This window comes from Pseudomonas sp. MOIL14HWK12:I2 (assembly GCF_000510745.1).
Lineage (GTDB): Bacteria > Pseudomonadota > Gammaproteobacteria > Pseudomonadales > Pseudomonadaceae > Chryseomonas > Chryseomonas oryzihabitans.
Genome location: NZ_KI783313.1, coordinates 888,649 through 915,211, shown reverse-complemented (window position 1 = coordinate 915,211; position 26,563 = coordinate 888,649). Strand labels below are relative to the sequence as shown.

Sequence of the window (26,563 nt, the reverse complement as noted above, 5' to 3'; positions counted from 1 at the left end):
CTCAACGTTTGACCAGGCCGGTATAACCCCCGGCGATTAGGGCGGCGGTATCGGCGAAGGCGACCAGGGGATCCAGGCCAGCGGGGACCGCCATGTAGCGCGGTTCCCATTCCGGATCGAACTTGTCCTTGAAGCGGCGCAGCCCCTGGAAGTTATAGAACTGTTCGCCACGTCTGAACACCATGGCGCCCAGGCGCTGGGTGATGGGGGCGCCGCGGCGGGGATGCAGGCCGGCCAGCGGGACCATGCCCAGCGAGAAGCGCGCGAAGCCGGCGGCCTTGAAGTGCAGGATCAGCCCGAGCATGAGGAATTCCATGGTCTGCTTGGGCGCATCCGCGGTGACCCGCATCAGGTCGATGCTGGCCAGATCCGGGCGTTCGGTCTCCAGGAGGTTGGCGAAGGCCACCGCCTTGCCCTGGAAGCGCACCACGGCGATGCGGAAGTGCCTGAGATAGGTCGGATCGAAGCGACCCAGGGAAAAGCCCTTCTCGCGCACCTGCTTGCTTTCCAGCCAGACGTCGGAGATGGCCTTGAGCTCGTCCAGGGGCGCCTCGCCCGGGGCGTGGAATTCGATGGCCAGGCCATCGCGCTGACCACGATTCCAGGTGTATCTGAGGTCCTTCTTGCCCTTGCTGTCGAGATCGAAGGCATGCAGGTCGACCCGCGCCTCTTCGCCGAGTTTGAGCGCGGTGAGGCCGATGTCCATGTAAAAGGGCAGGTTCTCCGCCCGTACCTGGTAGAACACCGGTCGTGCATGGTGCAGGTCGCAGAGGTCGCGAAATTTCCAGATCAGCTCGGCACGGGGCTGGGAGCGGCCGATGGGATCGAATAGGGCGATCAGGCTGCGGCCCCGCCGTCCGTACATCAGGAAGGCATCGTCGCTTTCGTGGAAGAGCAGGGCCTTGTCGCCGGTCATCACCAGGCCGCCATCCGGCTGGCTGGACTTGCGCACGATGCCGAAGGCGCGCTCGAGCTCGGCGCCGGTGGGCGCTTCGATGGGCGGTGGCGCGGCGCGCAGCAGCCAGCCCAGGGCGATGATCAGCAGCAGGACGGAGCTGCCCAGGGCGGCCCGCAGGCCGCGCGGGGCATCGGCATCCAGCGCGAATTGCCACCACAGACGCGTTTCGTAGGGGACATCCTGGTAGGCGAACAGCAGCAGCCACACCGAGGCGGCGACCACGCAGATGCTGGCGGTCACGTACAGCGGCGAGAAGGGCTGTTCCATCAGCCGGCTGCGGCGATAGAAGGATTTACGAAAGATGGCAAGCAGCGCGGCCGTCATCGCCAGAATGGAGGCTTCCTCCCAGTCGAAACCTTTCAACAGGGACAGCAGGCAGCCCAGCAGCAGCAAAACCAAGGTCACCGCCCAAGCCGCGGAAAGGCGCCGGCGCAATCCCTGCGCCAGCAATAGACAGACGACGCCGATCAGGCTCGCGCCCAGGTGGGAGGCATCGATCAGCCGCTGGGGGAGCAGGAAGTCCATGCCCTCCAGGCGGGTGTCTATTTCAGGGGTGACCCCAGAAAAAAGCAGCACCACCCCAGAAAAAAAAACCAGGATGGCGAGGATGGGTGCGGCCAGGCCTGAGGCGACCCGTACGGCCGGGCTGTTCGACAGCAGGCGCCGGCCTTCGCTGAACAGCAGCACCAGGCAGGCGATCACGAACGGCAGCAGCACATAGAAGAGGCGGTAGACCACCAGCGCCGCGGCCAGCTGCGCGGCGCCCAGCTCATTGGCGAAGGCGGCCAGCAGTACCGCTTCGAACACGCCGACACCGCCTGGAACATGGCTGAGCACCCCGGCGGCCAGGGCCAGCAGGTAGACCAGCAGGAAGGCACCGAAGGGCGGCGCCGTGGGCAGCAATAGATAGAGCACCATCGAGGCGGCGGTCACGTCGAGGATGGTGATCACCAGCTGCAGCACGGACAGCCGCAGGGTCGGCAGGCGCAGGGCGCGCTTGCCGATGCGGAAGTGCAGGGCATGGGCGCAGGGCTGCTCGGGCGCGCGCCAGCGACGCAGCGCCAGGATGCCCACGGCATAGCCGATCAGGATCAGGGCAGCCACCGTGACGATGACCGCTTCCGGCACGCGCAGGGCCTGGGTGGAGGCCGGCAGGTTGGTCAGGGCGGCGATGGCGGCCAGCGGCGGCAGGGCGGTGCCCAGCGCCAGACTGGAGAATACCGTCATCTGCGCCACTTCCAGGGCACTGAGCCCCTGACGGGCATAGAGGCGATAGCGCACCGAGCCGCCGGACAGCATGGACAGGCCGATCGCGTTGCCGATGGCGAAGGCGGTAAGACCACCCATGGTCCAGGTTCGGGCCGGCAACTTGACGTCGGCGAAGCGCATGGCCGACCACTCGTAACCGAGCAGGATGGTGAAACCGGCGGCCGCGGCGATGAGGGCGCCGATCAGCGAGGAATGGGGGATATCGTGGAGGGCATCGTGAAGGGCTTCGCCATCGATGCTGCTGAGCAGGTGCCAGCAGACCACCAAGGCGGCGGCGAACAGTACCAGGGTGACGCCCAGTTCGATGGGTTGTCGATAGGCCGTCAACCGCTCCAGAAGGCGCCAGGGTAGCGCTTGAGGGGGCGCTACGGGGTGGTCCGCAGGGGATGCCGGCTTCGAGGAGACCTCTTTGGCTGGATCAGGTGCAGTCATGCAAACTCCTCTAGACAGGAACGCGCGTCAGATTACTGGTCGCGCGCGGTTTGCCAAGCCTTGTACAGATAAAAAAGCTCTATACCAACCTTTGTAGCTCTTGCAGCTGCCAAGTTCGCACCGCTTGGATCTGACCTGGGTCAAATTCAGCGCAAAAAAAAACCACTCAAGAGAGTGGTTTTTTCGAATTTGGTTGCGGGAGCTGGATTTGAACCAACGACCTTCGGGTTATGAGCCCGACGAGCTACCAGACTGCTCCATCCCGCGTCCGATGGGGCTCAGTATAGGGCCAAGAAAAAATTCGTCAAGAAAAATTTAATAGCGATCAAAGGCTTATTTACCAAGCAGGGGCGGGCCTACTTGTCGCCGTCGCTTTTCTGCATCTGCACGGATGCCTTTTCACCGCTCGAGCGATTCTGTTGATCCGACTGGTCGCGATCGAAGCAGCCACCCAGCATGAGGCTGAGGAGCAGGGCGGAGGACAGGAGTAGAGGGCGTTTCATGAGGGTTCTCCTAGAGGTACGTCCTCAGTCGACCTGTCCTGGCGGCAAAGAGTCCGGAAACCCGATGAGAGTGCCTCTTCGATCAAGTGAGAAGGTGATAGCAAATCGCCGCTAAGCGGCTAAGGCGGGTGGTGGCCATGTGCTATCCTCGATGAGTGTTATGGAGAACCTCATGCAGCCTTCCCAGGATTCGAGTTGTCTGGATCAGCGCATCATGCGCGTGATGGATCACGATATAGCGACACTGGTCGCCCAGTTGTGCAATCTTTCCCTGGCGCTGACCGGCAGCAGTGCCAAAGGCGCGTCGGAGATGGCACTTCAGGTCGTGGAGAAAGTCGAATTGCTCGTCGACGACATGCAGACGCTCCGCGCCGCTGCGCAGGAATTGCTGGACACCACGTCCCGCCATGTTCGCTCCGGCCATATAGAAGATCGGACCGCCATCGCCGGCGACGAGAGTGCACCTTTCGACGATGGGCAGCGCGACCGGACCGTTTGACCAGGAAAGTCCAAGGGGCCGCCATGAATCTCCTGCTGGAAACCTTGCTCCACCATCTCCAGGGCCTGGGTCGTATCGAGTTCTTCGAGCGCAGCGAGCATTTCGCACGATTGATGATCACCACACCCGACGGCGTGATCGCCGAACGCCACCTTTATTACGATCAGCTGCACCACGCCCACGATCTCAAGGCGGTGGTCGATGAGCTGCGCGAAGAGGTCGTGCACCGGCAACGCCTGCTGCAAGACGTCGGTTGACGGGTGATTCGTCGTTCGCCATGGACAAATCCGGGCGGTCTTGGCTTACTGTACGGATAATCAGCCGTCATGCCCGGCCCGGCATCTGCTCCCATGGCTCCGGACAATTCTCCCGCCCAGCTCCCACCCAAGCGCCAGCGCAAGATCATCCATGTCGACTGTGACTGCTTCTATGCGTCCATCGAGATGCGTGACGATCCGCGCCTGGGCGGCAAGCCGCTGGCGGTAGGCGGGACCCCCGATCGGCGCGGGGTGGTCGCCACCTGCAACTACGAAGCCCGGGCCTTCGGGGTGCGTTCGGCCATGTCCTCCCATCAGGCGCAGAAACTCTGTCCCGACCTGGTGTTCGTCAAGCCGCGCTTCGAGGTCTACAAGGAGGTGTCGCGGCAGATCCACGGGATCTTCCAGGACTACACCGAGCTGATCGAGCCGCTGTCCCTCGACGAAGCCTACCTGGATGTCACCCAGTGCGAGCTGTTCAACGGCAGCGCTACCCTGATCGCCCGTGATATCCGCAGGCGGGTGTGGCAGGAGCTCAACATCACGGTGTCCGCCGGGGTCGCGCCCAACAAGTTTCTCGCCAAGATCGCCAGCGACTGGAAAAAGCCCAACGGGCTGTTCGTCATCGCTCCCCACGAGGTGGCTGACTTCGTCGCCGCGCTGCCGGTGGCCAAGCTGCACGGCGTCGGCAAGGTCACCGCCGACAAGCTCAAGCGTCGCGGCATCGTCCTCTGCAGCGATCTGCATACTTGGTCGCGCTTCGATCTGCTGCGCGAATTCGGCAGCTTCGGCGAGCGCCTCTGGTCGCTGGCCCATGGCATCGACGAGCGCCAGGTCAAGGTGGACAGCCAGCGGCAGTCGGCCAGCGTGGAACGCACCTATGACCGCGACCTGCCCGACGCTGCCGCCTGTGCACAGGAATTGCCCGACTTGCTGGCCAAGCTCGAAGAGCGCCTGACGCGGCTGGCGGACCGCTATCGCCCGGAGCGGCCCTTCATCAAGGTCAAATTCCACGACTTCACCCAGACCACCCTGGAGCAGCAGGGCGCCGGTCGCGATCTCGACAGTTATCGGCGCCTGCTGGAGCAGGCCTACCGCCGGGGCAATCGGCCGGTACGGCTGCTGGGCGTGGGCGTGCGCCTGACCGATCTGCGCGAGGCGGCGCTGCAGCTGAGGCTGTTCGAGGACTAGCCCGCTAGAGCGGGCTCTTGGCCTGGGTCGACAGGTTGACGATGGCCGCGTCCAGTTCTTCCAGCGCCGGGCTGGAGGTGGGAGCGCCCTGCTTGAGCAGGGTTTCGCTGTGCTGGCAGGCCGCGCGCAGCTGGGGTACGCCACAATAGCGGGTGGCGCCATGCAGGCGGTGGACGCGCTCGATGAGGGCGATCCGATCGCCGTCTTCGCGGGCCTGGCGGATGGCCTGGCGATCCGCGGCCAGGGAGGCGAGCAGCATGCTCAGGAGATCCTTGGCCAGATCCGGCTTGTTGGCGGCCAGCCGCAGGCCTTCGTCGGCATCCATCACCGGCAGGGTGGAGATGTCCTGGCCACCGCTGTTGAGGCTGGTGACCTCGGGCGCCGAGCTGTGCAGCAGGCGCAGGCCGGTCCACTTGAGGATGACCTGGGCCAGTTGCCGATCGCTGATCGGCTTGGTGAGGTAGTCGTCCATGCCGCTCTGCAGCAGCGCGCGTTTCTCGTTGGCCATGGCGTGGGCGGTGAGGGCGACGATGGGCACCGGGGTGCCGCCCTCGCTGGCTTCCCAGTCGCGGATCGCCTCGGTGGCCTGGCGTCCGTCCATGCCGGGCATCTGCACGTCCATGAACACCAGGTCGAAGCGCTCCTGCTGCACCGCTTCCACCGCGGCATAGCCGCTTTCCACCGCCGTGACCTGGGCGCCCAGGTCGGTCAGCAGGGTCTCCACCAGCAGCAGGTTGGCCGGATTGTCGTCCACGCAGAGCAGTCGCGGCGGGCGGTCGGTGATGCCCAGGCCACCGCTTTCGTTGCGCTGCGGCCGCTGGTTGAGCAATTCCGCCACCGCCTGCTCCAGCTTGCGACTGCAGGCCGGCTTGGAATGCAGCTGGCAATGGACATCGGGCAGCGAGGCATGGAAGACCGCCTGGTCGGTGGTCGGGCAATAGACCAGGGTGTTGCAGTCCTGGCGGCCCAGTTCCCAGATGCGCTCGGTGAGCAGATCCGGCGGAATGCTGCGGGCGCTGACGCCGAGTACCGCAAGGCTGACCGGCAACTTGCCGGAGGCCGGATGGGCGACGGCTTCGCTGAGCTGCTCGAGGGTCTCGAACGGCTCCACGCTCAGGCCGCATTCTTCCAGCTGATGCTGCAGCGCCTGGCGGGTGAGGGGGTGGGGCTCCACCAGACCGACGCGGCGGCCCGCCAGGGCGATGCGCTTGTGGCTCTCGACGCTGCCATGGGCTTTGGGCAGGTTGAGGGTGATCCAGAATTCCGAGCCCTCGCCGGGGATGCTTTCCAGGCCGATCTCGCCGCCCATCTGCTCGATCAGGCGCTTGGAGATGACCAGGCCAAGGCCGGTGCCGCCGGCCTGGCGGGTCAGGGAATTGTCGGCCTGGGAGAAGGCCTGGAACAGCATCTGCCGGTCTTCGTCGGTGAGGCCGACGCCGGTGTCCTGGACGCTGATGCGCAGCTGGGCGTGGTCGTCGGTCTCTTCCTCGACCATGGCACGCACGGCGATGGTGCCGGAGTGGGTGAACTTGATGGCATTGCTCACCAGGTTGGTGAGCACCTGGCGCAGGCGCTGCGGATCGCCGACCAGGTGGGTCGGGGTGTCGCGATAGACCAGGCAGACCAGTTCCAGGTGCTTTTCATGGGCCGAGGGCGCCAGGATGGTCAGGGTGTCCTGGATCATGTCACGCAGGTTGAACGGCAGATTCTCCAGCACCAGCTTGCCGGCTTCGATCTTCGAGAAGTCGAGGATCTCGTTGATGATGCCCAGCAGGCTCTCGGCGGAATTCTGGATGGTGCTCAGGTAATCCTGCTGGCGCGGGGTCAGTTCGCTCTTCTGCATCAGGTTGGTGAAGCCGATGATGCCGTTGAGCGGGGTGCGGATCTCGTGGCTCATGTTGGCCAGGAATTCCGACTTGATACGGCTGGCCTCCAGCGCCGCCTTGCGCGCCAGATCCAGCTCGATGTTCTGGATCTCGATGGTCTCCAGATTCTGGCGCACGTCCTCGGTGGCCTGGTCGATGTTGTTCTGCATCTCGAACTGGGCGTTTTCCATGGCTTCGGCCATGCGATTGATGCCGGTGGCCAGTTCGTCGAATTCGGGACTGCCGAGCTGGGTCGGCAGGCGGGTCTCTAGGCGACCTTCCTGCAGCTGGCTGACGCCCTGGGCGATCACCTGCAGCGGTCGATTGATGCGTCGACCCATGCGTACCGCGATGAAGGCCGTGAAGGCCAGGCCGAGCAGGATCAGCAGGAGGCCGGCCACCAGGTTGCGATAGCCGCGCAGCAGGGTGGCGTGATGGGAGAGTTCGAGCTGGATCCAGCCCAGCGTCTGGGGGGTGGCCGGGCTGCCGTCGCTGCGGGTCAGGCGCAGGTCGTGGGTCTGCACCGGCAGGTTGAAGTGGGTGATGTCCAGACCGGATCTCATGCTGATGGTCTGGTAGTCGCGCCCGGTGAGCTCCACCGTCATCGAGGGACCGGCGTGGGCGAGGACGTTGCCGTCGGCATCCAGGAAGGTGATGGCGCGGACATCGGCCTGGTCGAGGGCGCGCTGGGCGATGCGGTTGAGCTGGTCGTTGTCGCCGGTGCGCATGGCCGGGGCGATGAGCGGCGCCATCTGCTGAGCCACCAGCTGGCCGTGCTCGATGAGCTGGCTGCGCATGTCGGACAGCTGCACCCAGCTGAAGTAGACCCCCAGCAGGGCCGCCATGCAGCAGGTCGGGAGGACGCTCAACAGCAGGATGCGCCCCTTGAGTCCCAATTCGTCCAGCACTGCACGTCCCCCAAAGGAAATTTGGCCAGTCTAACCCCTTTACCAAATGTAAAGAGAGTCTTTGCGAAAGGGGTCGCACCCCCTGGCGCTCTGATTCGAGAAAATCCGCGAAGGCTGCCACGGTCCCTGGCTGCGGTGCACAACCATTGAACCCATCGGCGGTCTGGTAGGGACTGCCGGTCGTTCCGGTGCGGTTGCGTTCGAGGAGATCCTTTGAAGAAGAGTTGCAGTCTGATGCTGGCGGGCGCCCTGTTGCTGGGGACCGGCTGGCTGGCGCCGACCCAGGCCCAGGAGCAGAAAAAGACCACCCTGGTGGAGCGGGGGTCGATGTACTACAGCTTCGAGACGCACCTGCTCGACTCGGCGGATGGCAAGCGCCGCTATCGGGTCTATATCGGCATTCCCAAGCAGCCGGCGCCGATGATGGGCTATCCCGCGCTGTTCCTGCTTGATGGCGATGCCGCCCTGGCGCAACTCCAGGATGTCTGGCTGTCGCCCCATAAACTGAAGAGTGCCCCGGTGCTGGTGGCGATCGGCTACGCCGATGCCGCGGACGCCATGCAGGAGCGCACCTACGACTACACCCCGGCGGTGGGCAATGGCCGCGCCCGCGATGACGTGCGCAAGGACTGGCCGGCAGGAGGCTCGCGGGCCTTTCTCGACCTGATCGAGCAGCGCATCAAGCCGCTGCTGACCCAGAGCGTGCCGGTGGACCCCAATCGCCAGACGCTGTGGGGCCATGGCTACGGCGGCCTCTTCGTGCTCGACACACTTTATAGACAGCCGCAGGCGTTCCAGCGCTATGTGGCGAGCGATGTCGCCTTTGGCTGGCAGCAGGGCTTCATTCTCAAGCGCGCGCAGGAATTCCAGGGCGTGGGCGGGGCCCGGCCGGTGCAGCTCTGGCTGTATTCCGGTACCGAGGACCTGACCCGCAAGGTGGCGCCCGATGCCGCCAAGCGACTGGCCGAGCGTCTGGCCGGACTGCCGGGGATGCAGGTGACGCCCGAGATACGTCCCAACCTGGGTCCGGAGGGCGTGCTGTCAGTGAGCCTGCCCGCGGCCCTGGAGGTGGCCAGCGACGGTGCCGCCACGCGCCGACCCTAGCCAGGCGCCGGACGGGTAGGGTCGGCGGGGCTTTGGGAGTATCATGGAAGGCTTTCACCCTTGGCGGAACGAGCTGATTCATGAGTCTGCACTATCCCACCATCGCCGATTGCATCGGTAACACACCGCTGGTGCGCCTGCAGCGCCTGGCCGGCGACACCCGCAGTACCGTGCTGCTCAAGCTGGAAGGCAACAACCCGGCGGGCTCGGTCAAGGACCGCCCGGCGCTGTCGATGATCCGCCAGGCCGAGGCCCGCGGCGACATCCAGCCCGGGGATACCCTGATCGAGGCCACCTCCGGCAATACCGGGATCGCCCTGGCCATGGCGGCGGCCATCATGGGCTACCGCATGATCCTGATCATGCCCGACAACTCCAGTGCCGAGCGCAAGGCGGCCATGACCGCCTATGGCGCCGAGCTGATCCTGGTGAGCAGGGAAGACGGCATGGAAGGGGCGCGGGATCTGGCCACCCGCATGCAGGCCGAAGGCCGCGGCAAGGTGCTCGACCAATTCGGCAACGGCGACAATCCGGTGGCCCACTACCTGGGTACCGGTCCGGAAATCTGGCGCCAGACCCATGGCAGCATCACCCATTTCGTCAGCTCCATGGGCACCACCGGGACCATCATGGGCACCTCGCGCTACCTCAAGGAGCAGAATCCCAAGGTGCAGATCGTCGGTCTGCAGCCGGAGGAGGGCGCGGCCATCCCCGGCATCCGTCGCTGGCCGGAGGCCTATCTGCCAAAGATCTACGAGGCCAGCCGCGTGGATCGCATCATCGACATGGGCCAGCAGGAAGCCGAGGACACCATGCGCCGCCTGGCGCGGGAAGAAGGCATCTTCTGTGGCGTGTCGTCCGGTGGTTCGGTGGCGGGCGCCCTGCGCATCGCCCGGGAAGTGGACAATGCGGTGATCGTCGCGATCATCTGTGACCGAGGCGATCGCTACCTGTCGACCGGCGTCTATGACGCGCGCTAAGCGGGGCGGTGGCGGACTGCGCTTCCAGCCGGCCGGTGGCGCCCGGGCGACCGGGGTGCCGACCGGCAAACGGCAGCTGCTGGGCATCGAGCGGCTGTCCCATGACGGGCGCGGCATCGCTCACGAAGGCGGGCGGACCTGGTTCGTCGCCGGCGCCCTGCCGGGCGAACGGGTCGAGGCGCGGGTGCTCGGTGCCCGCAGCCAGGTGGTCGAAGCCCGTACCCTTAGAGTGCTGGAGGCCAGTCCGCTGCGGCGTACGCCGCCCTGCAGCGTGGCCGACCGCTGCGGCGGTTGCACCCTGCAGCACCTGCCCCATGCCGATCAGCTGACCCTCAAGCAGGAGGCCCTGGCCGAGCAGTTCCGCCGGCTGGCCGGGGTGCAGCCGCTGGCCTGGGCCGCGCCCATGGTCGGACCCGAATTCGGCTATCGCCGTCGCGCCCGCATCGCGGTGCGCTGGGACGAACGCCAGGGCCGCCTGGAAGTGGGCTTTCGCGCCGAGGCCAGCCAGGACATCGTCACCCCTGACGACTGCCTGGTGCTGGTACCGGAACTGCAGCCCCTGCTGCGGGCGCTGCCGGAGCTGCTGAGCGGGCTGGAACGGCCCCAGGCGATCGGACATGTCGAACTCTTCCAGGGGACGGCAACCGCCTTGCTGGTGCGCCATACCCAGGCGCTGCTGCCGGGTGACCAGGCGCGCCTGCGCGACTTCTGCGCGGCGGCCGGCGTCCAGCTCTGGTGGCAGGGCAAGGGCGAGCCGCAACCGGACCAGGCCGCCGCCAGGCTGGGCTATCGGCTGGCGCCCTGGGACCTGACGCTGGCCTATCAGCCGGGCGACTTCGTCCAGGTCAATGCCGCCATCAACGAAGCCATGGTCGCCCAGGCGCTGGACTGGCTGGCGCCCAAGGCCGACGACCGGGTCCTCGATCTCTTCTCCGGCCTCGGCAACTTCGCCTTGCCGCTGGCGCGGCAGGCGGCGGCCGTCACCGGGATCGAAGGGGTCGCGGCGATGACATCCCGGGCAATACAAAATGCGCGTGACAACGGCATCGGCAACGCGCACTTTCTACAGGTGGACCTGTCGAACCCGCTACCCGCCGATCTGGGCAGCCATTCGCTGGCGCTGCTGGATCCGCCGCGCGACGGTGCGCTGGAAGTGGTCCGGCAACTCAGCGGCCTGGGTATCGGGCGACTGGTCTATGTCTCCTGCAATCCGGCCACCCTGGCGCGGGACGCGGGAGAGCTGGTCCGACAGGGCTATCGCATGACAAGAGCGGGCATTCTCGACATGTTCCCGCAGACCGCCCATGTGGAAGCCATGGTGTTGTTCGAAGCGGGCGGGATGCCCGGGTAACGACGGCTCGCCAACCGATGCGAGCCAATCCGGCGAAGGCACCGCCGTGAGGAAGGGGTAGATGGTACAGGTCAGAGCGCATCAGCCAGTCAACGTCGATGGCAGCATCAACCTTCACGCCTGGCTGGATCACATCCAGAGCGTGGATCCGAATCTCGATCGCGAGACCTTGCTGGATGCCTGCGGCTTCGCCCGCACGGCGGAGGAGAATTCCGGCCAGGTCGAGCACACCTGGGCGGAGGGCACCTCCAGTTTCCATACCGGGCTGGAGATGGCCGAGATCCTGGCCGATCTCAAGCTGGATCAGGACAGCCTGATCGCGGCCATCGTCTACCGGGCGGTGCGCGAGGGCAAGGCGACCCTGGAGTCGGCCGCGGAGCATTTCGGGCCGGTGGTGGCCAAGCTGATCGAAGGCGTGCTGCGCATGGCGGCGATCAGCGAGAGTCTCAATCCGCGCAAGTCCATGGTGCTGGGCAGTCAGACCCAGGTCGACAACCTGCGGCGCATGTTGGTGGCCATGGTCGACGACGTGCGCGTGGCCCTGATCAAGCTGGCCGAGCGCACCTGCGCCATCCGTGCGGTCAAGAATGCCACCGAAGAACGCCGCAACCGGGTGGCTCGCGAGGTGGCCGACATCTATGCACCCCTGGCCCACCGCCTGGGCATCGGTCATATCAAGTGGGAGCTGGAGGACCTGTCCTTCCGTTACCTGGAGCCCCAGCAGTACAAGCAGATCGCGACCCTGCTGCACGAGCGGCGGCTGGATCGCGAGCAGTACATCGCCGATGTCATGCAGCAGCTGCGTGACGAACTCACCGCCACCGGTATCAAGTCCGACATCAGTGGCCGGGCCAAGCACATCTATTCCATCTGGCGGAAGATGCAGCGCAAGGGCCTGGAGTTCAGCCAGATCTACGACGTCCGCGCGGTACGTGTGCTGGTGCCCGAGGTGCGTGACTGCTACACCGCGTTGGGTATCGTGCATACCCTGTGGCGGCACATTCCCCGCGAGTTCGACGATTATATCGCCAATCCCAAGGAGAACGGCTACCGTTCCCTGCACACCGCGGTGATCGGTCCGGAAGGCAAGGTGCTGGAGGTGCAGATCCGCACCCACGCCATGCACGAAGAGGCCGAACTGGGGGTCTGCGCCCACTGGCGCTACAAGGGCACCGATGTCAAGTCGGCCTCCAACCACTACGAAGAGAAGATCTCCTGGTTGCGCCAGGTGCTGGAATGGCACGAAGAGCTGGGCGACATCGGCGGCCTGGCCGACCAGTTGCGCGTCGACATCGAGCCGGACCGGGTCTATGTCTTCACCCCCGACGGCCACGCCATCGACCTACCCAAGGGCGCGACGCCGCTGGACTTCGCCTACCGGGTGCACACCGAGATCGGCCACAACTGCCGTGGCGCCAAGATCAACGGCCGCATCGTGCCGCTGAACTACCAGCTGCAGACCGGCGAGCAGGTGGAGATCATCACCGGCAAGCAGGGCTCGCCCAGCCGCGACTGGCTCAACCCCAACCTCGGCTACGTCAACACCTCGCGGGCCCGGGCCAAGATCGTCCACTGGTTCAAGTTCCAGGCGCGTGACCAGAACGTTGCCGCCGGCAAGGCCATGGTCGAGCGCGAGTTGTCGCGCCTGGCGCTGCCGCCGGTGGACTTCAATACGCTGGCCGAGAAGGTCAACTACAAGGGTGCCGAGGACATGCTGGCGGCCCTGGGCGCCGGTGACCTGCGCCTGGCCCATGTGATGCATGCCGCCCAGCAGCTGGTGGAGCCGGACAAGGGCGTCGATACCCTCGATCTCCTACCGCGCAAGCCGACCAACAAGCCGGGCAAGCGCGGCGATGTGCAGATCCAGGGCGTGGGCAACCTGCTCACCCAGATCGCCGGTTGCTGCCAGCCGGTGCCGGGCGATGCCATCGTCGGCTACATCACCCTGGGGCGCGGCGTGACCATCCACCGGCAGGACTGCGCCAACGCCCTGCAGCTGGCCAGTCGCGAGCCGGAGCGGACCATTCAGGTGAGCTGGGGCCCGGTGCCGGTGCAGACCTATCCGGTCGATATCGTCATCAAGGCCTTCGACCGCTCCGGTCTGTTGCGCGATGTCTCGCAGATCCTGCTCAACGAGCGGATCAACGTGCTGGCGGTGAACACCCGCTCCAATCGCGAGGAAAACACCGCCAACATGCTGCTGACCATCGAGATCCCCGGCCTGGACGCCCTCGGCCGTCTGCTCGGACGGATCTCCCAGCTGCCCAACATCATCGAAGCCCGGCGCAATCGCGCCGCCTGAGCCGATGACGATGCCCCCACGAGGCGCCTCCTGGCGCCTCGTTCTTTTTCCAGTGACAGGATTCACCCAATGTACAAGCTCGACGACCTGCTGCACCTCATGGCCCGGTTGCGCGACCCCCAACACGGCTGCCCCTGGGACCTGCGCCAGGACTACGCCAGCATCGTGCCCCACACCCTGGAAGAGGCCTACGAGGTCGCCGACGCCATCGCCCGGCGGGATTTTCCGCAGCTGCGCGACGAGCTGGGCGATCTGCTGTTCCAGGTCGTCTACTACAGCCAGCTGGGGCGCGAGGATGGCCATTTCGACTTTGCCCAGGTGGTGGATGGCATCACCCGCAAGCTGGTGCGACGCCACCCCCATGTCTTTCCCGATGGCGACCTGCATGGCCCGCTGGACCTGCCGCGGCTGGACGAGGCGACCATCAAGCGCCGCTGGGAAGAGATCAAGGCCGAGGAGCGGGCGGAAAAGGCCGCGGCGCCCGAGCAGCTGTCGCTGCTAGATGACGTGCCGGCGGCGCTGCCGGCCCTGAGTCGCGCGGCAAAGCTGCAGAAGCGTGCGGCCAATGTCGGCTTCGACTGGGCCGATGCCACGCCGGTGGTGGCCAAGATCCAGGAGGAACTGGATGAGGTGCGCGAGGCCATGGCCAACGGCCAGGCGGCCCAGGTGGCGGAAGAGGTCGGCGATCTGCTGTTCGTGATGGTCAACCTGGCGCGGCACCTGCAGGTCGACGCCGAAGACGCCCTGCGCCAGGCCAACGCCAAGTTCGAGCGGCGCTTCCGCTTCATCGAAGAGGCGCTGAAAGCCCAGGACCGCTCGCCCCAGGAGGCCAGTCTGGAGGAGATGGATGCCCTGTGGGACGCCGCCAAGGTGGAAGAGAAGGGCACCGTCGGGCATTCGTTGCGGCGGGGGNAGGGCAGGNTTTTGCGGGTTTTGTCGCGGCCATGCCGGTGCGCCGTAGCGACCGCTCTGACTTGGACTATCGCGGCCATGGGCCGCTCCTACAAAAAGCATCACTCCCTGTAGGAGCGGCGCATGGCCGCGATAAGAGAATTGAGCTGGATATCTACGGCATCCGCTCCCAACCGTACGACAGATCCGGCTGGTCGGCCAGGTGCGCCGGACACTTGCCCTTGAGGTGCCAGGCGAAGGCGATGATCTCGGCCAGAGTGCGATAGAGCGCCTCGGGAATTTCCGCGCCCAGCTCCAGGCGCGCCAGGATGCGCACCAGGTCGGCGTTCTCGTAGATGGGCACCTCGTGCTCCCGGGCGGTGGCCAGGATGAGTTCCGCCAGTTCGGCGTCGCCCTTGGCGGAGAGGATGGGGGCGCTGCTGCCGTCATAGGACAGTGCGATGGCCTGGCGGGCGGCGGTCGTGCTCATGCGGTGTCGTCGATCCAGCGTTGTTCGAGGGAGGTGCGCGGATGGCGTGCGGGACGGCCCTGGCGGCTGCTGAGGTCGCCGACCACGAAGCCGGCCGCCAGCAGGCGCTCGCGCAGATGGGGCAATTCGGTATCGATCAGGGTGGCGGTGGCGCCTTTTTCCGCCCAGAACTCGCTCGACAGCCGACCGCTGGCCAGTTGCGCGCGCACCTGCAACGGGCCGAGCGGCGCCAGATCGAAGGCCAGTTCCACCTTCCACAGGCTGTCGCGGGCTTTACCGCGGCTATCCGGCGGCGGTCGTTCCTCCTGGAAGCGCACCTGCACCGCGCCAAGGCGCTCGCCATCGCGCCAGGGGATCTCGGTCTGCCAGGTGGAGAGGTAATAGCCGTCGGGCAAGACCTGGGTCTGCGCCAGGCTGGCGAGCTGGTGGGTCTGCAGCCGGGCGATAACGCCAGTGGCCAGTTGCAGCAATTCGTCGAGTTCGGCGTTGGCGGCACTGAGGCCGCGACCGTCGCGCTCACCCAGGGGAAAGTCCAGGGCGGTGGGCTGGCGACTGGCGGTGGCGGCGTCGCCCAGCGCCCGGCGCAAGGCATCGGGCAGATTCTGCTGGGCGGTCTGGATCGCGACCTGGGGATTGCGCAGGGCCTCGCCCGGTACGCTGGCCAGCAGCCGATCCACCAGGCGCAGCAGGTTGGCCTTGAAGTCTTCCTGGAGCTCGGGACCGCCGCGATCCAGCAGTTGCTGCTCCAGTTGCAGACCGCTGCGCGCCAGGGCGCGCGCCCAGCCCTGCGGGGTGGTCAGGGCCTCGGTGTGTTCCAGATTGGCCAGCAGGGACTTGAGCGCCGCACCCACCGACGGTGGCAGGTCCGCCTCGGGGACGTCCTCCAGCCATTGCAGCAGGGCATTCATCGACAGCTGGCGCTGTCCCTGGCCCTGCAGTTGGCGGTCGATGTCGAGCTGGTCGAGGCGCTGCGCCATGGGCAGCACGGTGACCTCCTGGCTGTCCTTGATCACCACGGTCAGCAGGCTGCCCACCGGCACCGGGCGGGGCGATTCCAGCTTGAGCTGGCGACCTTCGAGACTGGAGCTCAGGGCCTTGGCGATCACCTCGTAGGTAGGCGCCGCACCGAGTGGCTGCTGCAGCAGGCTGCTCAGCACCCGCAATTGCAGGTTGGTGCCCACCGGCAACTGGCGCAGATCCAGTTGCTGCAGCGGCGGTGGTGGCGCGTCGCCCTCCAGGCTCTGCAGCAGTACGGCCAGCTGGGTGGAGCCGAGGGTGCTCACCAGCAGCTGGCTGCCCACCGGCAGGTTGTTGGTCGGACTCTGGGTGGTGAGCAGGACGCTGCCGCCCTCGGCCAGCTGCAGTTGCAGCAGGAACTGGAAGCTCTGGCCGGCCGGACGGGTGGCCAGCACCTCGGCGGTGGCCGTGCTGCCGGGCGGAATCAGGTCGTCGAGGGATTGCAGGGCCTGCAGGATCTGCGCCCCCGCGTCCGACGCCTGCGCCGCCGCGGCCCGGACGGGCAGGGCGGGCGAGACGCCAGCGCTGGGTTGGATCGCGGAGATGGAAGTCATCGGGCAGGTCCGGTGGAATCGCCTGTGTATAATGGCGCGCCTTCAAGGGCGTGTGCCGGGTTAACGGCCAGCGCCCGACCGACTTTAGTGCCGTGAGAACCCCTGTCTTGAATCAGCCCCTGCTCGACGCCGTCGCGCTCCGTTGCGAACGGGGCGGTCGCCTGCTGTTCGACGACCTGAGTCTGAGCGTGGCGGCGGGCGAATCGCTGCAGATCGGGGGCGTCAACGGCAGTGGCAAGACCAGCTTGCTGCGCATCCTGGCGGGACTGCTGCCGGCGGATGCCGGTACGGTACGCCGGCCCGCCGCCGGCGAACTGCTCTGGCTGGGTCATGCGCCCGGCATCGCCGAGGGGCTGACCGCGGCGGAAAATCTCCATAGCCTGGCCAATCTGTGGCGCCCGACGACGCGGGAGGCCTGCCGGGCCGCCCTGGCGGCGGAGGGGCTGGCCGACTGGACGGACGAGCCCTGCCGGCAGCTCTCGGCCGGCCAGCGTCGCCGTGTCGCCCTGGCCCGTCTCCAGCTGCCCGAGCCGCCGCGGCTCTGGTTGCTGGACGAACCCTTCACCGCCCTCGACGCCAGCACCTGCGCGCGGCTGGAAGCGCGCCTGCAGGCGCATTGCGCCGCGGGTGGCGCCCTGGTACTGACCAGTCACCGCGAGCTGGAAGCCGCCCCGGCCGCCCATCGGCTGCTCTGGCTGGACGCTGGTCGATGAGCGGCGCCTGGCTGGCCATCCTCGGGCGCGAAGGGCGCCTGGCCTGGCGCCGACCGGCGCTGTGGCTCACGCCCCTGGCCTTCCATGCCCTGGTGGTGACCCTCTTTCCCCTGGCCCTGGGGCCCGATAGCCAGCAGCTGGCCGCCCTGGCGCCGGGCTTGCTGTGGATCGCGCTGTTGCTGGCCCTGCTGCTCGGTCAGGAAGCCCTGTTTCGCAGCGAGTGGCAGGACGGCTCCCTGGAACTCTGGCTGCTGGCACCCCAGCCCTTGCCGCTGCTGGTCCTGCTCAAGCTGCTGGTGCACTGGTGCTTCGCCGGCCTCGGCCTGGTGGCCCTGACGCCGGTACTGGCGCTGATGCTGGGGCTGCCCGCCGCGGCCCTGCCGGCGACCCTGGCGGCCCTGACCCTGGGCAGTCTGGCCCTGACCCTGATCGGCGCCATCGGCGCGGCCCTCACCGTGGGCCTGGCCCGTGGCGGGCTGCTGCTGGCGCTGCTCAATCTGCCGCTACAGATCCCGGTGCTGATCCTTGGCGCCAGCACCCTGGACGCGGCGCGGCTGGGCCTGCCGGTAGCGGGGCTGCTGCTCTGGCTGGGCTGCCTCACCCTGCTGGCCCTGACCCTGGCCCCCCTGGCGATCGCCGCCGGCCTGCGCATCGGCGCGGCCCAATGACGAGGACGACATGAACTGGACCTGGCTGCATCGCCTGGGCTCTCCCGCCATCTTCTATCGCCTGGCCGGCCGGCTGCAGGGGCCCTGCCTGGCGCTGGCCGGACTGCTGCTGGCCGTCGGCCTGAGCTGGGGGCTGTTCCTGGCGCCGCCGGACTATCAGCAGGGCGACAGCTTTCGCATCATCTATGTGCATGTGCCGGCGGCCTTTCTGGCGCAGTCCTGCTATCTGCTGCTGGCGGTCGCCGGGGCCATCGGCCTGGTCTGGCGCCTCAAGCTGGCCGATGTGGCCCTGCGCGCGGCCGCGCCGATCGGCGCCTGGATGACGGTGATCGCCCTGGCCACCGGGTCGCTGTGGGGCATTCCCACCTGGGGCACCTGGTGGATCTGGGATGCCCGGCTCACCTCGATGCTGGTGCTGCTGTTTCTCTATCTGGGCGTGATCGCCCTGGGGCAGGCCATCGACCATCGCGAGAGCGCCGCCCGGGCCTGCGCCATCCTGGCGCTGGTGGGCTCGGTCAATCTGCCGATCATCAAGTATTCGGTGGAGTGGTGGAGCACCCTGCACCAGCCGGCCACCTTCAGCCTGGTGGAGCGTCCCCCGATGCCGGCGGCCATGTGGCTGCCGCTGCTGGTGATGGTGCTGGCGTTCTACCTGTTCTTTGCCGGCGTGCTGCTGCAGCGCATGCGTCTGGAAGTGCTCAGGCGCGAATGGCGCAGTCGCTGGGTACGCCTGGAACTGGGCGAGGAGGGCGCGTGAGCGGCGTGGACTGGGCGCAAGCCCTTGGCATGGGGCGTCATGGCCTCTATGTCTGGCCGGCCTTCGGCCTGACCCTGATCGTCCTCGGCGGCCTGCTGCTGCACGGCTGGCAGGCGCGTCGCCGGCTGCAGCGGGAGTTGCGCCAGCGCTGGCGGCGGGAGCGGCGGCCATGAATCCGGTTCGTCGTCGTCGGCTGCTGTGGATCCTGCTGCTGTTGCTAGGCGTAGGGGGCGCAGCGGCGCTGGCCCTCAGCGCCCTGCAGCAGAACATCAACCTCTTCTATACCCCGAGCCAGATCGCCCGAGGCGAGGCGCCGCGCGATACCCGCATCCGCGCCGGCGGCATGGTGGAGCAGGGCAGCCTGGTGCGCGCCGCGGATTCCCTGGCGGTGAGTTTCGTCATCACAGATTTCCAGCGGGAGGTGCGGGTGAGCTATGCCGGCATCCTGCCGGATCTGTTCCGCGAGGGGCAGGGCGTGGTGGCCCTGGGTCGACTCGACGACCAGGGGCGCCTGGTGGCCGATCAGATCCTCGCCAAGCACGACGAGAAATACATGCCCCCCGAAGTGAGCCAGGCGCTGCGCCAGGCCGGACGGCCGCTCGACGGCGCGAGGCCGGCGCCATGATCCCGGAACTCGGACAACTCTGCCTGCTGCTGGGGCTGGCCATGGCTCTGGTGCAGGGCACCCTGCCGCTGCTGGGCGCCTGGCGCGGTCAGGCCGACTGGATGCGCTTGGCGCGCCCGGCCGCTTTCGGCCAGTGGCTGTTCCTGGCGCTGGCCTTTGCCGCCCTGACCTGGGCCTTTCTGCAGGACGACTTCTCGGTGGCCTATGTGGCGGCCAACTCCAACAGTCGCCTGCCCTGGTACTACAAGGTCAGCGCCACCTGGGGCGCCCACGAGGGCTCCCTGCTGCTCTGGGCGCTGATCCTGGCGGGCTGGAGTCTGGCGGTGGCGTGCTGTTCGCGATCCTTGCCCCAGGCGCTGCTGGCGCGGGTGCTGGGCATCCTCGGGCTGGTGGCCACCGGATTCCTGACCTTTCTGGTCGCCACCTCCAATCCCTTCGCCCGCCTGCTGCCGCAATTTCCGCGGGAGGGCAACGACCTCAATCCGCTGCTGCAGGACCCCGGGCTGATCCTGCATCCGCCCATGCTCTACATGGGCTACGTCGGCTTTTCGGTGGCCTTCGCCTTCGCCCTGGCGGCGCTGCTGGAAGGCCGGCTGGACGCCGCCTGGGCGCGCTGGGCCCGGCCCTGGACCCTGCTCGCCTGGGCCTTTCTCGGCTGCGGCATCGTGCTCGGCTCCTGGTGGGCCTACTACGAACTGGGCTGGGGTGGCTGGTGGTTCTGGGATCCGGTGGAAAACGCATCCTTCATGCCCTGGCTGGTGGGCACGGCGCTCCTGCACTCCCTGGCGGTGACCGAGAAACGCGGCCTGTTCAAGGGCTGGACGGTGCTGCTGGCCATCGCCGCCTTTTCCCTCAGCCTGCTGGGGACCTTTCTGGTGCGCTCGGGGGTGCTGACCTCGGTGCATGCCTTCGCCAGCGATCCCACCCGCGGCGTCTTCATCCTGGCCTTCCTGCTGCTGGTGGTCGGCGGCTCCCTGGCGCTGTTCGCCTGGCGCGCGCCGGCGCTCAGCGGCTCGGCGTCCTTTGGCCTGGCGTCGCGCGAGGCGCTGCTGCTGATCAACAACCTGATCCTGGTGACCGCCGCCGCCACGGTCCTGCTCGGCACCCTCTATCCGCTGGTGATCGACAGCCTGACCGGCGCCAAGCTGTCGGTGGGCCCGCCGTATTTCGACCTGCTGTTCGTGCCGCTGATGGCGCTGCTGATGCTGGCCCTGGGCGTCGGGGTGCTGGTGCGCTGGAAAAGCAGCCCGGGTCGCTGGCTGGCGCGCCTGCTGGCACCCATCCTGCTGGGCTGCGCGGCCTTGGCCGGACTGTTTGCCTGGTGGCTGGATCAGCCCAGGGCGGCGATCCTGGCGGTGCTGGCGCTGGCGGCCTGGATTCTGCTGACCGCGCTGCGCGACGTGCTGGGCAAGGTGGCGGCGCTGGGCTGGCGCCGCGGCCTGCGCAGTCAGCCACGCAGCTACTGGGGCATGCACCTGGCCCACCTGGGGCTGGCGGTGCTGGCCCTGGGCGTGGTGCTGGCCAGCCAGCTGGATGTGCAGCGCGATCTGCGCCTGGCGCCAGGCGAGCACGTCGAACTCCAGGGCTATCGCTTCGGCTTCGCCGGTACTCAGCACTACGAAGGGCCCAACTTCACCGCCGAGCGCGCCCTGCTGCAGGTCGAGCGCGAGGGCCGGGTGGTCGCCCTGCTGACCCCGGAAAAACGCCGCTATCTGGCCAGTAACGCGGTGATGACCGAAGCCGCCATCGACGCCGGCCTGACCCGCGATCTCTATGTGGCCCTCGGCGAGCCGCTGGGGCAGGGCGCCTGGGCCGTGCGCCTGCAGATCAAGCCCTTCGTCCGGCTGATCTGGCTTGGTGGCCTGCTCACCGCCCTGGGCGGCCTGCTGGCCCTGGCCGATCCGCGCTATCGCCGCCGCCGGTCGTCTTCCCCTGCCTCTGCCGCGGAGTCCCGCTGATGCGCCGTCGCCTGTTGCTCTGCCTGCCACTGCTGGCCTTTCTGGTGCTGGCCGGCTTTCTCTTTCGCGGGCTCTATCGCGATCCCCAGGCCCTGCCGTCGGCGCTGGTCGGCCAACCCTTTCCGGCGTTTTCGCTGCCAGGCGTGCAGGACGACCGCCTGTTCACCCGGCAGGACCTGCTCGGCCGCCCGGCGCTGGTCAATGTCTGGGGCACCTGGTGCGTGGCCTGCCGGGACGAGCACCCGCTGCTCACTCGACTCAAGGCCGAGGGCGTGGTGATCCACGGCATCAACTACAAGGATGACAACGCCAGCGCCCGCCGCTGGCTGGCGGAGTTCCACGATCCCTACCAGCTCGATATTCGCGACGACGAAGGCCGGCTGGGGCTGGACCTGGGCGTCTATGGCGCGCCGGAGACCTTTCTCATCGATGCCCGGGGCGTGGTGCGCTATCGCCATGTCGGGGTGATCGATCAGCGCGTCTGGGACGCAGACCTCGGGCCGCGCTATCGCGCCCTGGTAGCGACGCCATGAGGGCCGGCTGGCTGCTGTTGCTGCTCTGGTCGATCCTGAGCCAGGCGGCCATCGACCCCTATGGCTTTCGCGACGACGCTGAGCGTGCGCGCTTCCAGGCGCTGACCCGCGAACTGCGCTGCCCCAAGTGCCAGAACCAGGACCTGGCCGATTCCAATGCGCCCATCGCCGGCGATCTGCGCCGCGAGATCCAGCGCCTGATGGCGGCCGGGCGGAGCGATGCCGAGATCATCGCCCACCTGGAGCAGCGCTACGGTGAATTCATCCGCTATCGACCGCCTTTCGAGGGGCGCACCCTGCTGCTGTGGCTGCTGCCGGGCCTGGGCCTGCTGGGCGGTGCCGGCCTGCTGCTGGTCCTGACGCGGCGGCGCCGGCCGGAGCAGGCCTTGAGCGAGGCCGAACGCCAGCGCCTGGCCGCGCTGCAGGCGGAGGAGGAGCCATGATGCCGACCTTCTGGGGATTGGCGGGGCTGCTGCTGATCCTGGCGCTGCTGATCCTGCTGGTACCGCTCCTGCGCGGCGGACCCGCCACGGCGGACCAGCGCGCGGTGCTCAATCGCACCCTCTATCAGGAGCGCCTGGCCGAAGCCCGGGCGCGGGCGGCCCGGGGCGAGCTGGACGACCAGGCCCTGGCGCTGGCCGAAGCCGAGGCCGGCCGCAGCCTGCTCGCCGACAGTCCTGCCGAGGAGGCTTCGCCCCAGCGCCGCGGCCGTTGCCTGGGGGTCGCGGTCGCCCTGGGCGGCCCGGCCCTGGCCCTGGGGCTCTACCTGCTGCTGGGCGGCTGGCCGGCCTGGCAACTGAGTCAGCGTCTCGCCGCGCCGCCGGCCTCGCCCCAGGCGCTGCTGGCCTATCTGGAGGCAGCGACGCGACTGCAACCCCAGGCGGCCGACAACTGGTACCTGCTGGCACGCGCCTATGCCGGCCTGGGTCGCTACCGGGATGCCGTGGCCGCCTTCGAACAGGTCATTCCTCGTGATGGCCGGCGCGCGGAGGTCCTTGGGCAACTGGCCCAGGCCCGCTTCTTCGCCGCCGGGCGCCAGCTGGATGCCCAGGCCCGGGCGCTGGCCGACGAAGCCCTGGCCGCCAATCCCGGGGAGCCCACCACCCTGGGGCTGTTGGGCATGGCTGCCTACGAACGGGGGGGCTACGCCGAGGCGGCAGGCTACTGGCAGCGGCTGGTCGCCGTGCTGCCAGCGGGCGATCCCCTGCGCGCCACCCTCGCCCAGGGGATCGCCCGGGCGGAGACGGCGGCGCGGGCGGGCGGTCAGGCGCTGGCCAAGCCGGGGCTCGAAGTGGAGGTCCGCCTGGCGCCCGCGGTGGCGCAGCGGGTACGGCCCGAGGACAGCGTCTTCGTGCTGGCCCTGGCGGTGGATCAGCCCGGCCCACCGCTGGCGGTACGGCGATTGCGGGTTGCCGATCTGCCCCTCCGGGTGCGCCTGGACGATCGCGACGCCATGCTGCCGCAGCGCAAGCTGTCCGACCACCGGCGGGTAAGACCCGTGGTGGTGATCGCCCGGGGCGGCGATCCGCTCAGGGGCGACTGGCGGCATGAGGGACAGCCACTGGAGCTCCCTTCTAGTGCGTTCAGCCTATTGCGCGTGGAGGCCGGTGATGCCATTGCGCCATGATCGGCCAGGATTCCAACAAGCAGGGCAGGGAAGGCATGTACACCTATGAAGACGCCGTCGCGGCGACCCGCGAACTCTGTCGCCAGATCGAGAACGTGCCTGTCCGGCGGCGGGCGGTCCGCGGGGACTTCTACAGGAGCTTCGGCGACGCCGACAACGATGGCCTGAGCTATGGCGATTCGGAGCTGGCCTTTCTCGACTGGGAAATCCAGGCCGGTGTCCTGGATCCCGTGACCGGCAGCGCCTGGTGGCGCAACGTCAATCTGCACTTCATCTATCTGTCCGAGCTGGCCGGTTGCCTGGCGCAGCATGGCCTGGCCGGTGACCAGGCGCCCTATCCGACGCGCTGCTGGCTGACCTTCATCGCCGATCCCACCCCGCGTCACTGGTACCGGGCGCACAACGCCTCCATCCTCGCCGGCTTCGCCCTGCATCAGGAAGAGGCTCGCGCGGAGAACGCGGTAGGTCAGCTGTTCCTCAACATCACCCTCTATCGGCTGATGTTCGCCCAGGCGCTGGTGGAGGAGGCGACGCTGTTCGCCGAGCTGGGGGCCCTGCTGGCCGATCCGCGCGGCTTCTCGGTCAAGCTGCTGGTCAGCCTCGCCGAGTTCTATCCCCCGCATTATCCCCTCACCGAGGCGGATCGCGAGGTCATCGAGGGGCACGGGCTGGGTATCGAGGAACTGGGCGTGCGCCTCATGGACGGCTGGATTCGCTTCGAATTACACAAGCTCTACAGCGAGGCCGCCGTCTGGAACCAGGCGCCCGAATTGCTGGCTTACCTGGACGGCGGCGAGCCGTGCTATCCGCCTGCCGTGGACCGCTGCACCGAGCGCGCAGCGGCCCAGACGGTGGCGCTACTGGAAGGCGTCCTCGCCGGGCAGGACCTCACGGTGGCCGAGCAGGGCGCGAGCGGTCTGCAGGCCGGATAGGGTCGCCGACTCCACGCAGCCCATGTTGAAGCCGTTGTCGATCCAGTCGCCGGTCAGGTAGAGGTTGCGGCAGACGCTGCCGTCGGTGGTCAGCCGATGGCGGCTGCTGCCGGCCACGCTCTGCACATAGCGCTCGCTGGGATCGACGTTGGCGCGCCAATATTGATAGTCGAAGCGCGCCTGGCCCTGGACCTCGGGGGGTGCCAGCAGGAAGTCCCAGCGATAGCCCGCCGGGGTCACGGCTTCCGGCCAATAGGCACCCAGCTTGCCGTTCATGAGGTCGAGGAAGGCCTGCTTCACCTTGGCGGCTTCCTGCTGCGGATAGTCATCCTTTTTGCCGATGGGTGGGGCGGCCGCGGCGGCGAGCACCCCGCAGAAATAGCTGATGTCCGCCGGCGGCGTGCCGCTCGACCAGTCCTCCCGCTCCACCAGGTAGCTGACATCGGCCCAGGAGTCCATCGCCTGGGCGGCGAAGCCCAGCAGCTCGGGGGCTTGGCCGCCCTCGGGCGAGCCGCTCCAGCCCAGTTGCCAGGCGTCGCGGTTCTGCCAGAGTTGCACCGCCTGGGTGGCGACGGTGGCCACCTGCCGGGTCATGCGCGCGAACGCCGGGTCCAGGGCGCACAGGCTGGGGGCCAGGTCGGCCAGGCCGGCCACGGAGATCCCCAGCACCACCTCGTCGAAGTCGCGGTCGACCTGCAGTTCCAGCCGCTCGACGCCCTGCCAGCCGCTCCAGTTGGATTCCAGGTTGATCTGGCCCTTCTGCAGGTCCCGGGCGATCTGGTCGTCGAGCTGCTCGTACAGCGGGGCCGAGGGCCAGCAGGGCAGGCCCTTGACGTCCACCAGCGGCTGGTAGGCGGCGCCCTTGAGCCTGACCTGGCGCTGGATCTCGAGGCGCGTCACCCGCGGGCCCTGGCCGTCGTCGGCGGCTTCGATGGCGGTCACCTGGTGGAAGAAGCGGAAGTCCACCCCGCGGCGCGCGAGCACCTCGTAGTAGGGCGCGAAGACCACGTCGCCCATGCCGGCCTGCATGCGCCAGATAAAGGAGCCCTTGGCCGTGGTCAGGGCCAGCAGGGCGGCGCGCAGCACGGTGCCGGCCTCGACGTCGGGCTGGGCGAGATCGCCGTCGCGATAGGCGAAGATGCCGCCGTGCAGGGACTTGAGCACCGCGCCGTCCAGGGTCGCGGCGCTGGCGCCATGACGGCTCAGCCAGGCCTGGAAGGTTTCTTGGTTGAGCGCCGCGAAGCCCTTGGCATAGACCTCGTCGGCGAGCATGCCGATCAGCACGGTCAGGCCGAAGTCCATCAGCAGCCACAGCCGGTGGGCCTTGACGTGGGTCTGACTGCGGTCGTGCAGGATGTCGCCGAGCAGGCCGCGGAGCTTGCGCAGCAGCGCCAGCAGCACGGGATGGTCGACGCCGTCGGACAGCGCCGTGCGGGCCTGCTGCAGCTGGCGCTCCGCCTCGTTCAGGAGTCGCTCATGCAGCTCCTCGCGGCAATGTGCGCGCAGCCGGGCGAACAGGCCACCTGACGCAGCGGCAGTCGGGGTGTCGTCCACCTCGCCCAGCCGCAGCAGCCACTCCAGCAGATCGCCGAGGGCGCCCATGAAGGGCTTGGGATTCCAGCCCTCGCCGGGCTTGCCGGGCAACGCCAGGGTGTCGATGGGCCAGGTGGTCCACTGCGCCTGGAAGTCGTCGGCGAAGGCGGTGTGGGAATGCGGGAAGAAGGCCTCGTCGAGGGTCGCCAGCGGCGCGCCGGCGGGCCGGTCCAGTTCCTCGTAGCACTGCCTCAGGCTATGGAAGGCGTTGTAGTAGAAGCCGAACCAGACATGGATGCCGTGTTCCTCGATGCGCTGGTGGTCGGTGGCATTGCGTCCGCTGGCCCCCTTGCCGCCGAGACGCCAGCCCTGCTGGTACAGGGTGATCTGGTAACGCTCTTGCCAGTTGGGCTCATTAGTAAGACGAAAGGCGGTGGTGACGGCGGACACGCCGCCGCCCAAGATGGCGATCTTGCGGACAGAAGGTACAGCGTCCATGCCTATTGCTCCGAAGTGTGCAAATTGTTGCACCAGTGGACGAATGCCAGATGATGGCTAGGGTAATATCACTTTATCGAAAAGTTCCCTTGAGACTTTAGCAAGGCAACGGAAATAGTTGAGGCGCTGGCGCGGCGTAGACCGGTCG

24 protein-coding genes and 1 tRNA gene are annotated in these 26,563 nt (G+C 67.6%); 18 read left to right on the top strand and 7 right to left on the bottom strand.

Annotated elements, in window-relative coordinates; genetic code table 11:
• Position 1: 1 nt before the first annotated feature.
• The 3 genes from mprF to PSK12I2_RS25115 form a co-directional block, all read right to left on the bottom strand.
• On the bottom strand, positions 2-2,659 hold the full coding sequence (mprF, locus tag PSK12I2_RS0120500; protein WP_027599857.1) for a bifunctional lysylphosphatidylglycerol flippase/synthetase MprF: 2,658 nt from the start codon (positions 2,657-2,659) through the stop codon (positions 2-4).
• 190 nt (positions 2,660-2,849) lie between these two features.
• A tRNA-Met gene (locus tag PSK12I2_RS0120495) sits at positions 2,850-2,926 on the bottom strand.
• A gap of 89 nt (positions 2,927-3,015) precedes the next feature.
• Positions 3,016-3,162: a hypothetical protein gene (locus tag PSK12I2_RS25115; protein ID WP_165904647.1), complete on the bottom strand. Its 147-nt coding sequence runs from the start codon at positions 3,160-3,162 to the stop codon at positions 3,016-3,018.
• Between the two features lie 172 nt (positions 3,163-3,334).
• Between PSK12I2_RS25115 and PSK12I2_RS0120485 the strand changes: the two genes are divergently transcribed.
• The 3 genes from PSK12I2_RS0120485 (at position 3,335) to dinB (ending at position 5,109) form a co-directional block, all read left to right on the top strand.
• Positions 3,335-3,661 carry a hypothetical protein gene (locus tag PSK12I2_RS0120485; protein WP_027599856.1) on the top strand — a complete coding sequence of 109 codons (327 nt, stop codon included), beginning with the start codon at positions 3,335-3,337 and terminating at the stop codon, positions 3,659-3,661.
• Between the two features lie 23 nt (positions 3,662-3,684).
• Positions 3,685-3,918, top strand: coding sequence for a hypothetical protein (locus PSK12I2_RS0120480; protein WP_007158971.1), 234 nt, complete (start codon positions 3,685-3,687; stop codon positions 3,916-3,918).
• Between the two features lie 93 nt (positions 3,919-4,011).
• On the top strand, positions 4,012-5,109 hold the full coding sequence (dinB, locus tag PSK12I2_RS0120475) for a DNA polymerase IV (RefSeq protein WP_037007882.1): 1,098 nt from the start codon (positions 4,012-4,014) through the stop codon (positions 5,107-5,109).
• A 4-nt stretch (positions 5,110-5,113) separates the two neighbouring features.
• Here the strand turns inward: dinB and PSK12I2_RS0120470 are convergent, their stop codons facing one another.
• The gene (locus PSK12I2_RS0120470) at positions 5,114-7,882 is read right to left on the bottom strand and encodes a response regulator (RefSeq protein ID WP_007158969.1); all 2,769 of its coding nucleotides are present in this window, start codon (positions 7,880-7,882) and stop codon (positions 5,114-5,116) included.
• Between the two features lie 213 nt (positions 7,883-8,095).
• Here PSK12I2_RS0120470 and PSK12I2_RS0120465 point away from each other — a divergent pair, with 213 nt between their 5' ends.
• The 5 genes from PSK12I2_RS0120465 (at position 8,096) to mazG (ending at position 14,645) form a co-directional block, all read left to right on the top strand.
• Entirely contained in the window at positions 8,096-8,986 is an 891-nt protein-coding gene (locus PSK12I2_RS0120465) for an alpha/beta hydrolase (RefSeq protein WP_177324661.1), read from the top strand.
• Between the two features lie 80 nt (positions 8,987-9,066).
• Positions 9,067-9,966, top strand: a complete 900-nt coding sequence (gene cysM, locus PSK12I2_RS0120460; RefSeq protein WP_007158967.1) for a cysteine synthase CysM — start codon at positions 9,067-9,069, stop codon at positions 9,964-9,966.
• Positions 9,953-11,317, top strand: coding sequence for a 23S rRNA (uracil(1939)-C(5))-methyltransferase RlmD (gene rlmD / locus PSK12I2_RS0120455; RefSeq protein ID WP_027599853.1), 1,365 nt, complete (start codon positions 9,953-9,955; stop codon positions 11,315-11,317). Before cysM ends, rlmD begins: the two co-directional genes overlap by 14 nt.
• Positions 11,318-11,378: 61 nt before the next feature.
• Positions 11,379-13,619: a GTP diphosphokinase gene (relA, locus tag PSK12I2_RS0120450; protein ID WP_007158965.1), complete on the top strand. Its 2,241-nt coding sequence runs from the start codon at positions 11,379-11,381 to the stop codon at positions 13,617-13,619.
• A gap of 69 nt (positions 13,620-13,688) precedes the next feature.
• Positions 13,689-14,645, top strand: coding sequence for a nucleoside triphosphate pyrophosphohydrolase (gene mazG / locus PSK12I2_RS24225; RefSeq protein WP_371100776.1), 957 nt, complete (start codon positions 13,689-13,691; stop codon positions 14,643-14,645).
• A gap of 40 nt (positions 14,646-14,685) precedes the next feature.
• Here the strand turns inward: mazG and PSK12I2_RS0120440 are convergent, their stop codons facing one another.
• Both PSK12I2_RS0120440 and PSK12I2_RS0120435 read right to left on the bottom strand, forming a co-directional pair.
• Complete coding sequence (locus PSK12I2_RS0120440) at positions 14,686-15,000, bottom strand: EscU/YscU/HrcU family type III secretion system export apparatus switch protein (RefSeq protein ID WP_007158963.1); 315 nt, start codon at positions 14,998-15,000, stop codon at positions 14,686-14,688.
• Complete coding sequence (locus tag PSK12I2_RS0120435; protein WP_027599852.1) at positions 14,997-16,571, bottom strand: flagellar hook-length control protein FliK; 1,575 nt, start codon at positions 16,569-16,571, stop codon at positions 14,997-14,999. Before PSK12I2_RS0120435 ends, PSK12I2_RS0120440 begins: the two co-directional genes overlap by 4 nt.
• Before the next feature lie 107 nt (positions 16,572-16,678).
• Between PSK12I2_RS0120435 and ccmA the strand changes: the two genes are divergently transcribed.
• The 10 genes from ccmA to PSK12I2_RS0120385 are packed head-to-tail and all read left to right on the top strand — an operon-like array spanning position 16,679 to position 24,384.
• Positions 16,679-17,284 (top strand): cytochrome c biogenesis heme-transporting ATPase CcmA, encoded by a 606-nt coding sequence (gene ccmA / locus PSK12I2_RS0120430; RefSeq protein WP_027599851.1) that lies wholly within the window; start codon positions 16,679-16,681, stop codon positions 17,282-17,284.
• Complete coding sequence (ccmB, locus tag PSK12I2_RS0120425; protein WP_027599850.1) at positions 17,281-17,952, top strand: heme exporter protein CcmB; 672 nt, start codon at positions 17,281-17,283, stop codon at positions 17,950-17,952. Before ccmA ends, ccmB begins: the two co-directional genes overlap by 4 nt.
• Positions 17,953-17,962: 10 nt before the next feature.
• Positions 17,963-18,709 carry a heme ABC transporter permease gene (locus tag PSK12I2_RS0120420; protein WP_027599849.1) on the top strand — a complete coding sequence of 249 codons (747 nt, stop codon included), beginning with the start codon at positions 17,963-17,965 and terminating at the stop codon, positions 18,707-18,709.
• Positions 18,706-18,882 carry a heme exporter protein CcmD gene (gene ccmD / locus PSK12I2_RS24705; protein ID WP_074583134.1) on the top strand — a complete coding sequence of 59 codons (177 nt, stop codon included), beginning with the start codon at positions 18,706-18,708 and terminating at the stop codon, positions 18,880-18,882. Before PSK12I2_RS0120420 ends, ccmD begins: the two co-directional genes overlap by 4 nt.
• The gene (gene ccmE, locus PSK12I2_RS0120410) at positions 18,879-19,334 is read left to right on the top strand and encodes a cytochrome c maturation protein CcmE (protein ID WP_027599848.1); all 456 of its coding nucleotides are present in this window, start codon (positions 18,879-18,881) and stop codon (positions 19,332-19,334) included. Before ccmD ends, ccmE begins: the two co-directional genes overlap by 4 nt.
• Entirely contained in the window at positions 19,331-21,292 is a 1,962-nt protein-coding gene (locus PSK12I2_RS0120405; RefSeq protein ID WP_027599847.1) for a heme lyase CcmF/NrfE family subunit, read from the top strand. Before ccmE ends, PSK12I2_RS0120405 begins: the two co-directional genes overlap by 4 nt.
• Complete coding sequence (locus PSK12I2_RS0120400) at positions 21,292-21,825, top strand: DsbE family thiol:disulfide interchange protein (protein WP_027599846.1); 534 nt, start codon at positions 21,292-21,294, stop codon at positions 21,823-21,825. Before PSK12I2_RS0120405 ends, PSK12I2_RS0120400 begins: the two co-directional genes overlap by 1 nt.
• The gene (locus PSK12I2_RS0120395) at positions 21,822-22,268 is read left to right on the top strand and encodes a cytochrome c-type biogenesis protein (protein ID WP_027599845.1); all 447 of its coding nucleotides are present in this window, start codon (positions 21,822-21,824) and stop codon (positions 22,266-22,268) included. Before PSK12I2_RS0120400 ends, PSK12I2_RS0120395 begins: the two co-directional genes overlap by 4 nt.
• Entirely contained in the window at positions 22,265-23,452 is a 1,188-nt protein-coding gene (gene ccmI / locus PSK12I2_RS0120390) for a c-type cytochrome biogenesis protein CcmI (RefSeq protein WP_256204011.1), read from the top strand. Before PSK12I2_RS0120395 ends, ccmI begins: the two co-directional genes overlap by 4 nt.
• Positions 23,449-24,384 carry a hypothetical protein gene (locus PSK12I2_RS0120385; RefSeq protein WP_256204010.1) on the top strand — a complete coding sequence of 312 codons (936 nt, stop codon included), beginning with the start codon at positions 23,449-23,451 and terminating at the stop codon, positions 24,382-24,384. Before ccmI ends, PSK12I2_RS0120385 begins: the two co-directional genes overlap by 4 nt.
• On the opposite strand, the gene PSK12I2_RS24220 is transcribed toward PSK12I2_RS0120385, so the two are convergent.
• Positions 24,310-26,415: an NAD(P)-binding protein gene (locus PSK12I2_RS24220; RefSeq protein ID WP_037007879.1), complete on the bottom strand. Its 2,106-nt coding sequence runs from the start codon at positions 26,413-26,415 to the stop codon at positions 24,310-24,312. The genes PSK12I2_RS0120385 and PSK12I2_RS24220 overlap by 75 nt on opposite strands.
• Positions 26,416-26,563: the final 148 nt, after the last annotated feature.

Bases quoted from the DNA above. Each gene is read 5' to 3' on its own strand.
- PSK12I2_RS0120385 (WP_256204010.1), top strand. From the start codon at position 23,449: ATGATCGGCCAGGATTCCAACAAGCAGGGCAGGGAAGGCATGTACACC.
- PSK12I2_RS0120435 (WP_027599852.1), bottom strand. From the start codon at position 16,571: ATGACTTCCATCTCCGCGATCCAACCCAGCGCTGGCGTCTCGCCCGCC.
- PSK12I2_RS25115 (WP_165904647.1), bottom strand. From the start codon at position 3,162: ATGAAACGCCCTCTACTCCTGTCCTCCGCCCTGCTCCTCAGCCTCATG.
- dinB (WP_037007882.1), top strand. From the start codon at position 4,012: ATGGCTCCGGACAATTCTCCCGCCCAGCTCCCACCCAAGCGCCAGCGC.
- PSK12I2_RS0120480 (WP_007158971.1), top strand. From the start codon at position 3,685: ATGAATCTCCTGCTGGAAACCTTGCTCCACCATCTCCAGGGCCTGGGT.
- ccmB (WP_027599850.1), top strand. From the start codon at position 17,281: ATGAGCGGCGCCTGGCTGGCCATCCTCGGGCGCGAAGGGCGCCTGGCC.
- cysM (WP_007158967.1), top strand. From the start codon at position 9,067: ATGAGTCTGCACTATCCCACCATCGCCGATTGCATCGGTAACACACCG.
- PSK12I2_RS0120420 (WP_027599849.1), top strand. From the start codon at position 17,963: ATGAACTGGACCTGGCTGCATCGCCTGGGCTCTCCCGCCATCTTCTAT.
- rlmD (WP_027599853.1), top strand. From the start codon at position 9,953: ATGACGCGCGCTAAGCGGGGCGGTGGCGGACTGCGCTTCCAGCCGGCC.
- PSK12I2_RS0120440 (WP_007158963.1), bottom strand. From the start codon at position 15,000: ATGAGCACGACCGCCGCCCGCCAGGCCATCGCACTGTCCTATGACGGC.
- mprF (WP_027599857.1), bottom strand. From the start codon at position 2,659: ATGACTGCACCTGATCCAGCCAAAGAGGTCTCCTCGAAGCCGGCATCC.
- PSK12I2_RS0120485 (WP_027599856.1), top strand. From the start codon at position 3,335: ATGCAGCCTTCCCAGGATTCGAGTTGTCTGGATCAGCGCATCATGCGC.
- PSK12I2_RS24220 (WP_037007879.1), bottom strand. From the start codon at position 26,415: ATGGACGCTGTACCTTCTGTCCGCAAGATCGCCATCTTGGGCGGCGGC.
- ccmI (WP_256204011.1), top strand. From the start codon at position 22,265: ATGATGCCGACCTTCTGGGGATTGGCGGGGCTGCTGCTGATCCTGGCG.
- PSK12I2_RS0120400 (WP_027599846.1), top strand. From the start codon at position 21,292: ATGCGCCGTCGCCTGTTGCTCTGCCTGCCACTGCTGGCCTTTCTGGTG.
- relA (WP_007158965.1), top strand. From the start codon at position 11,379: ATGGTACAGGTCAGAGCGCATCAGCCAGTCAACGTCGATGGCAGCATC.
- PSK12I2_RS0120405 (WP_027599847.1), top strand. From the start codon at position 19,331: ATGATCCCGGAACTCGGACAACTCTGCCTGCTGCTGGGGCTGGCCATG.
- ccmE (WP_027599848.1), top strand. From the start codon at position 18,879: ATGAATCCGGTTCGTCGTCGTCGGCTGCTGTGGATCCTGCTGCTGTTG.
- PSK12I2_RS0120395 (WP_027599845.1), top strand. From the start codon at position 21,822: ATGAGGGCCGGCTGGCTGCTGTTGCTGCTCTGGTCGATCCTGAGCCAG.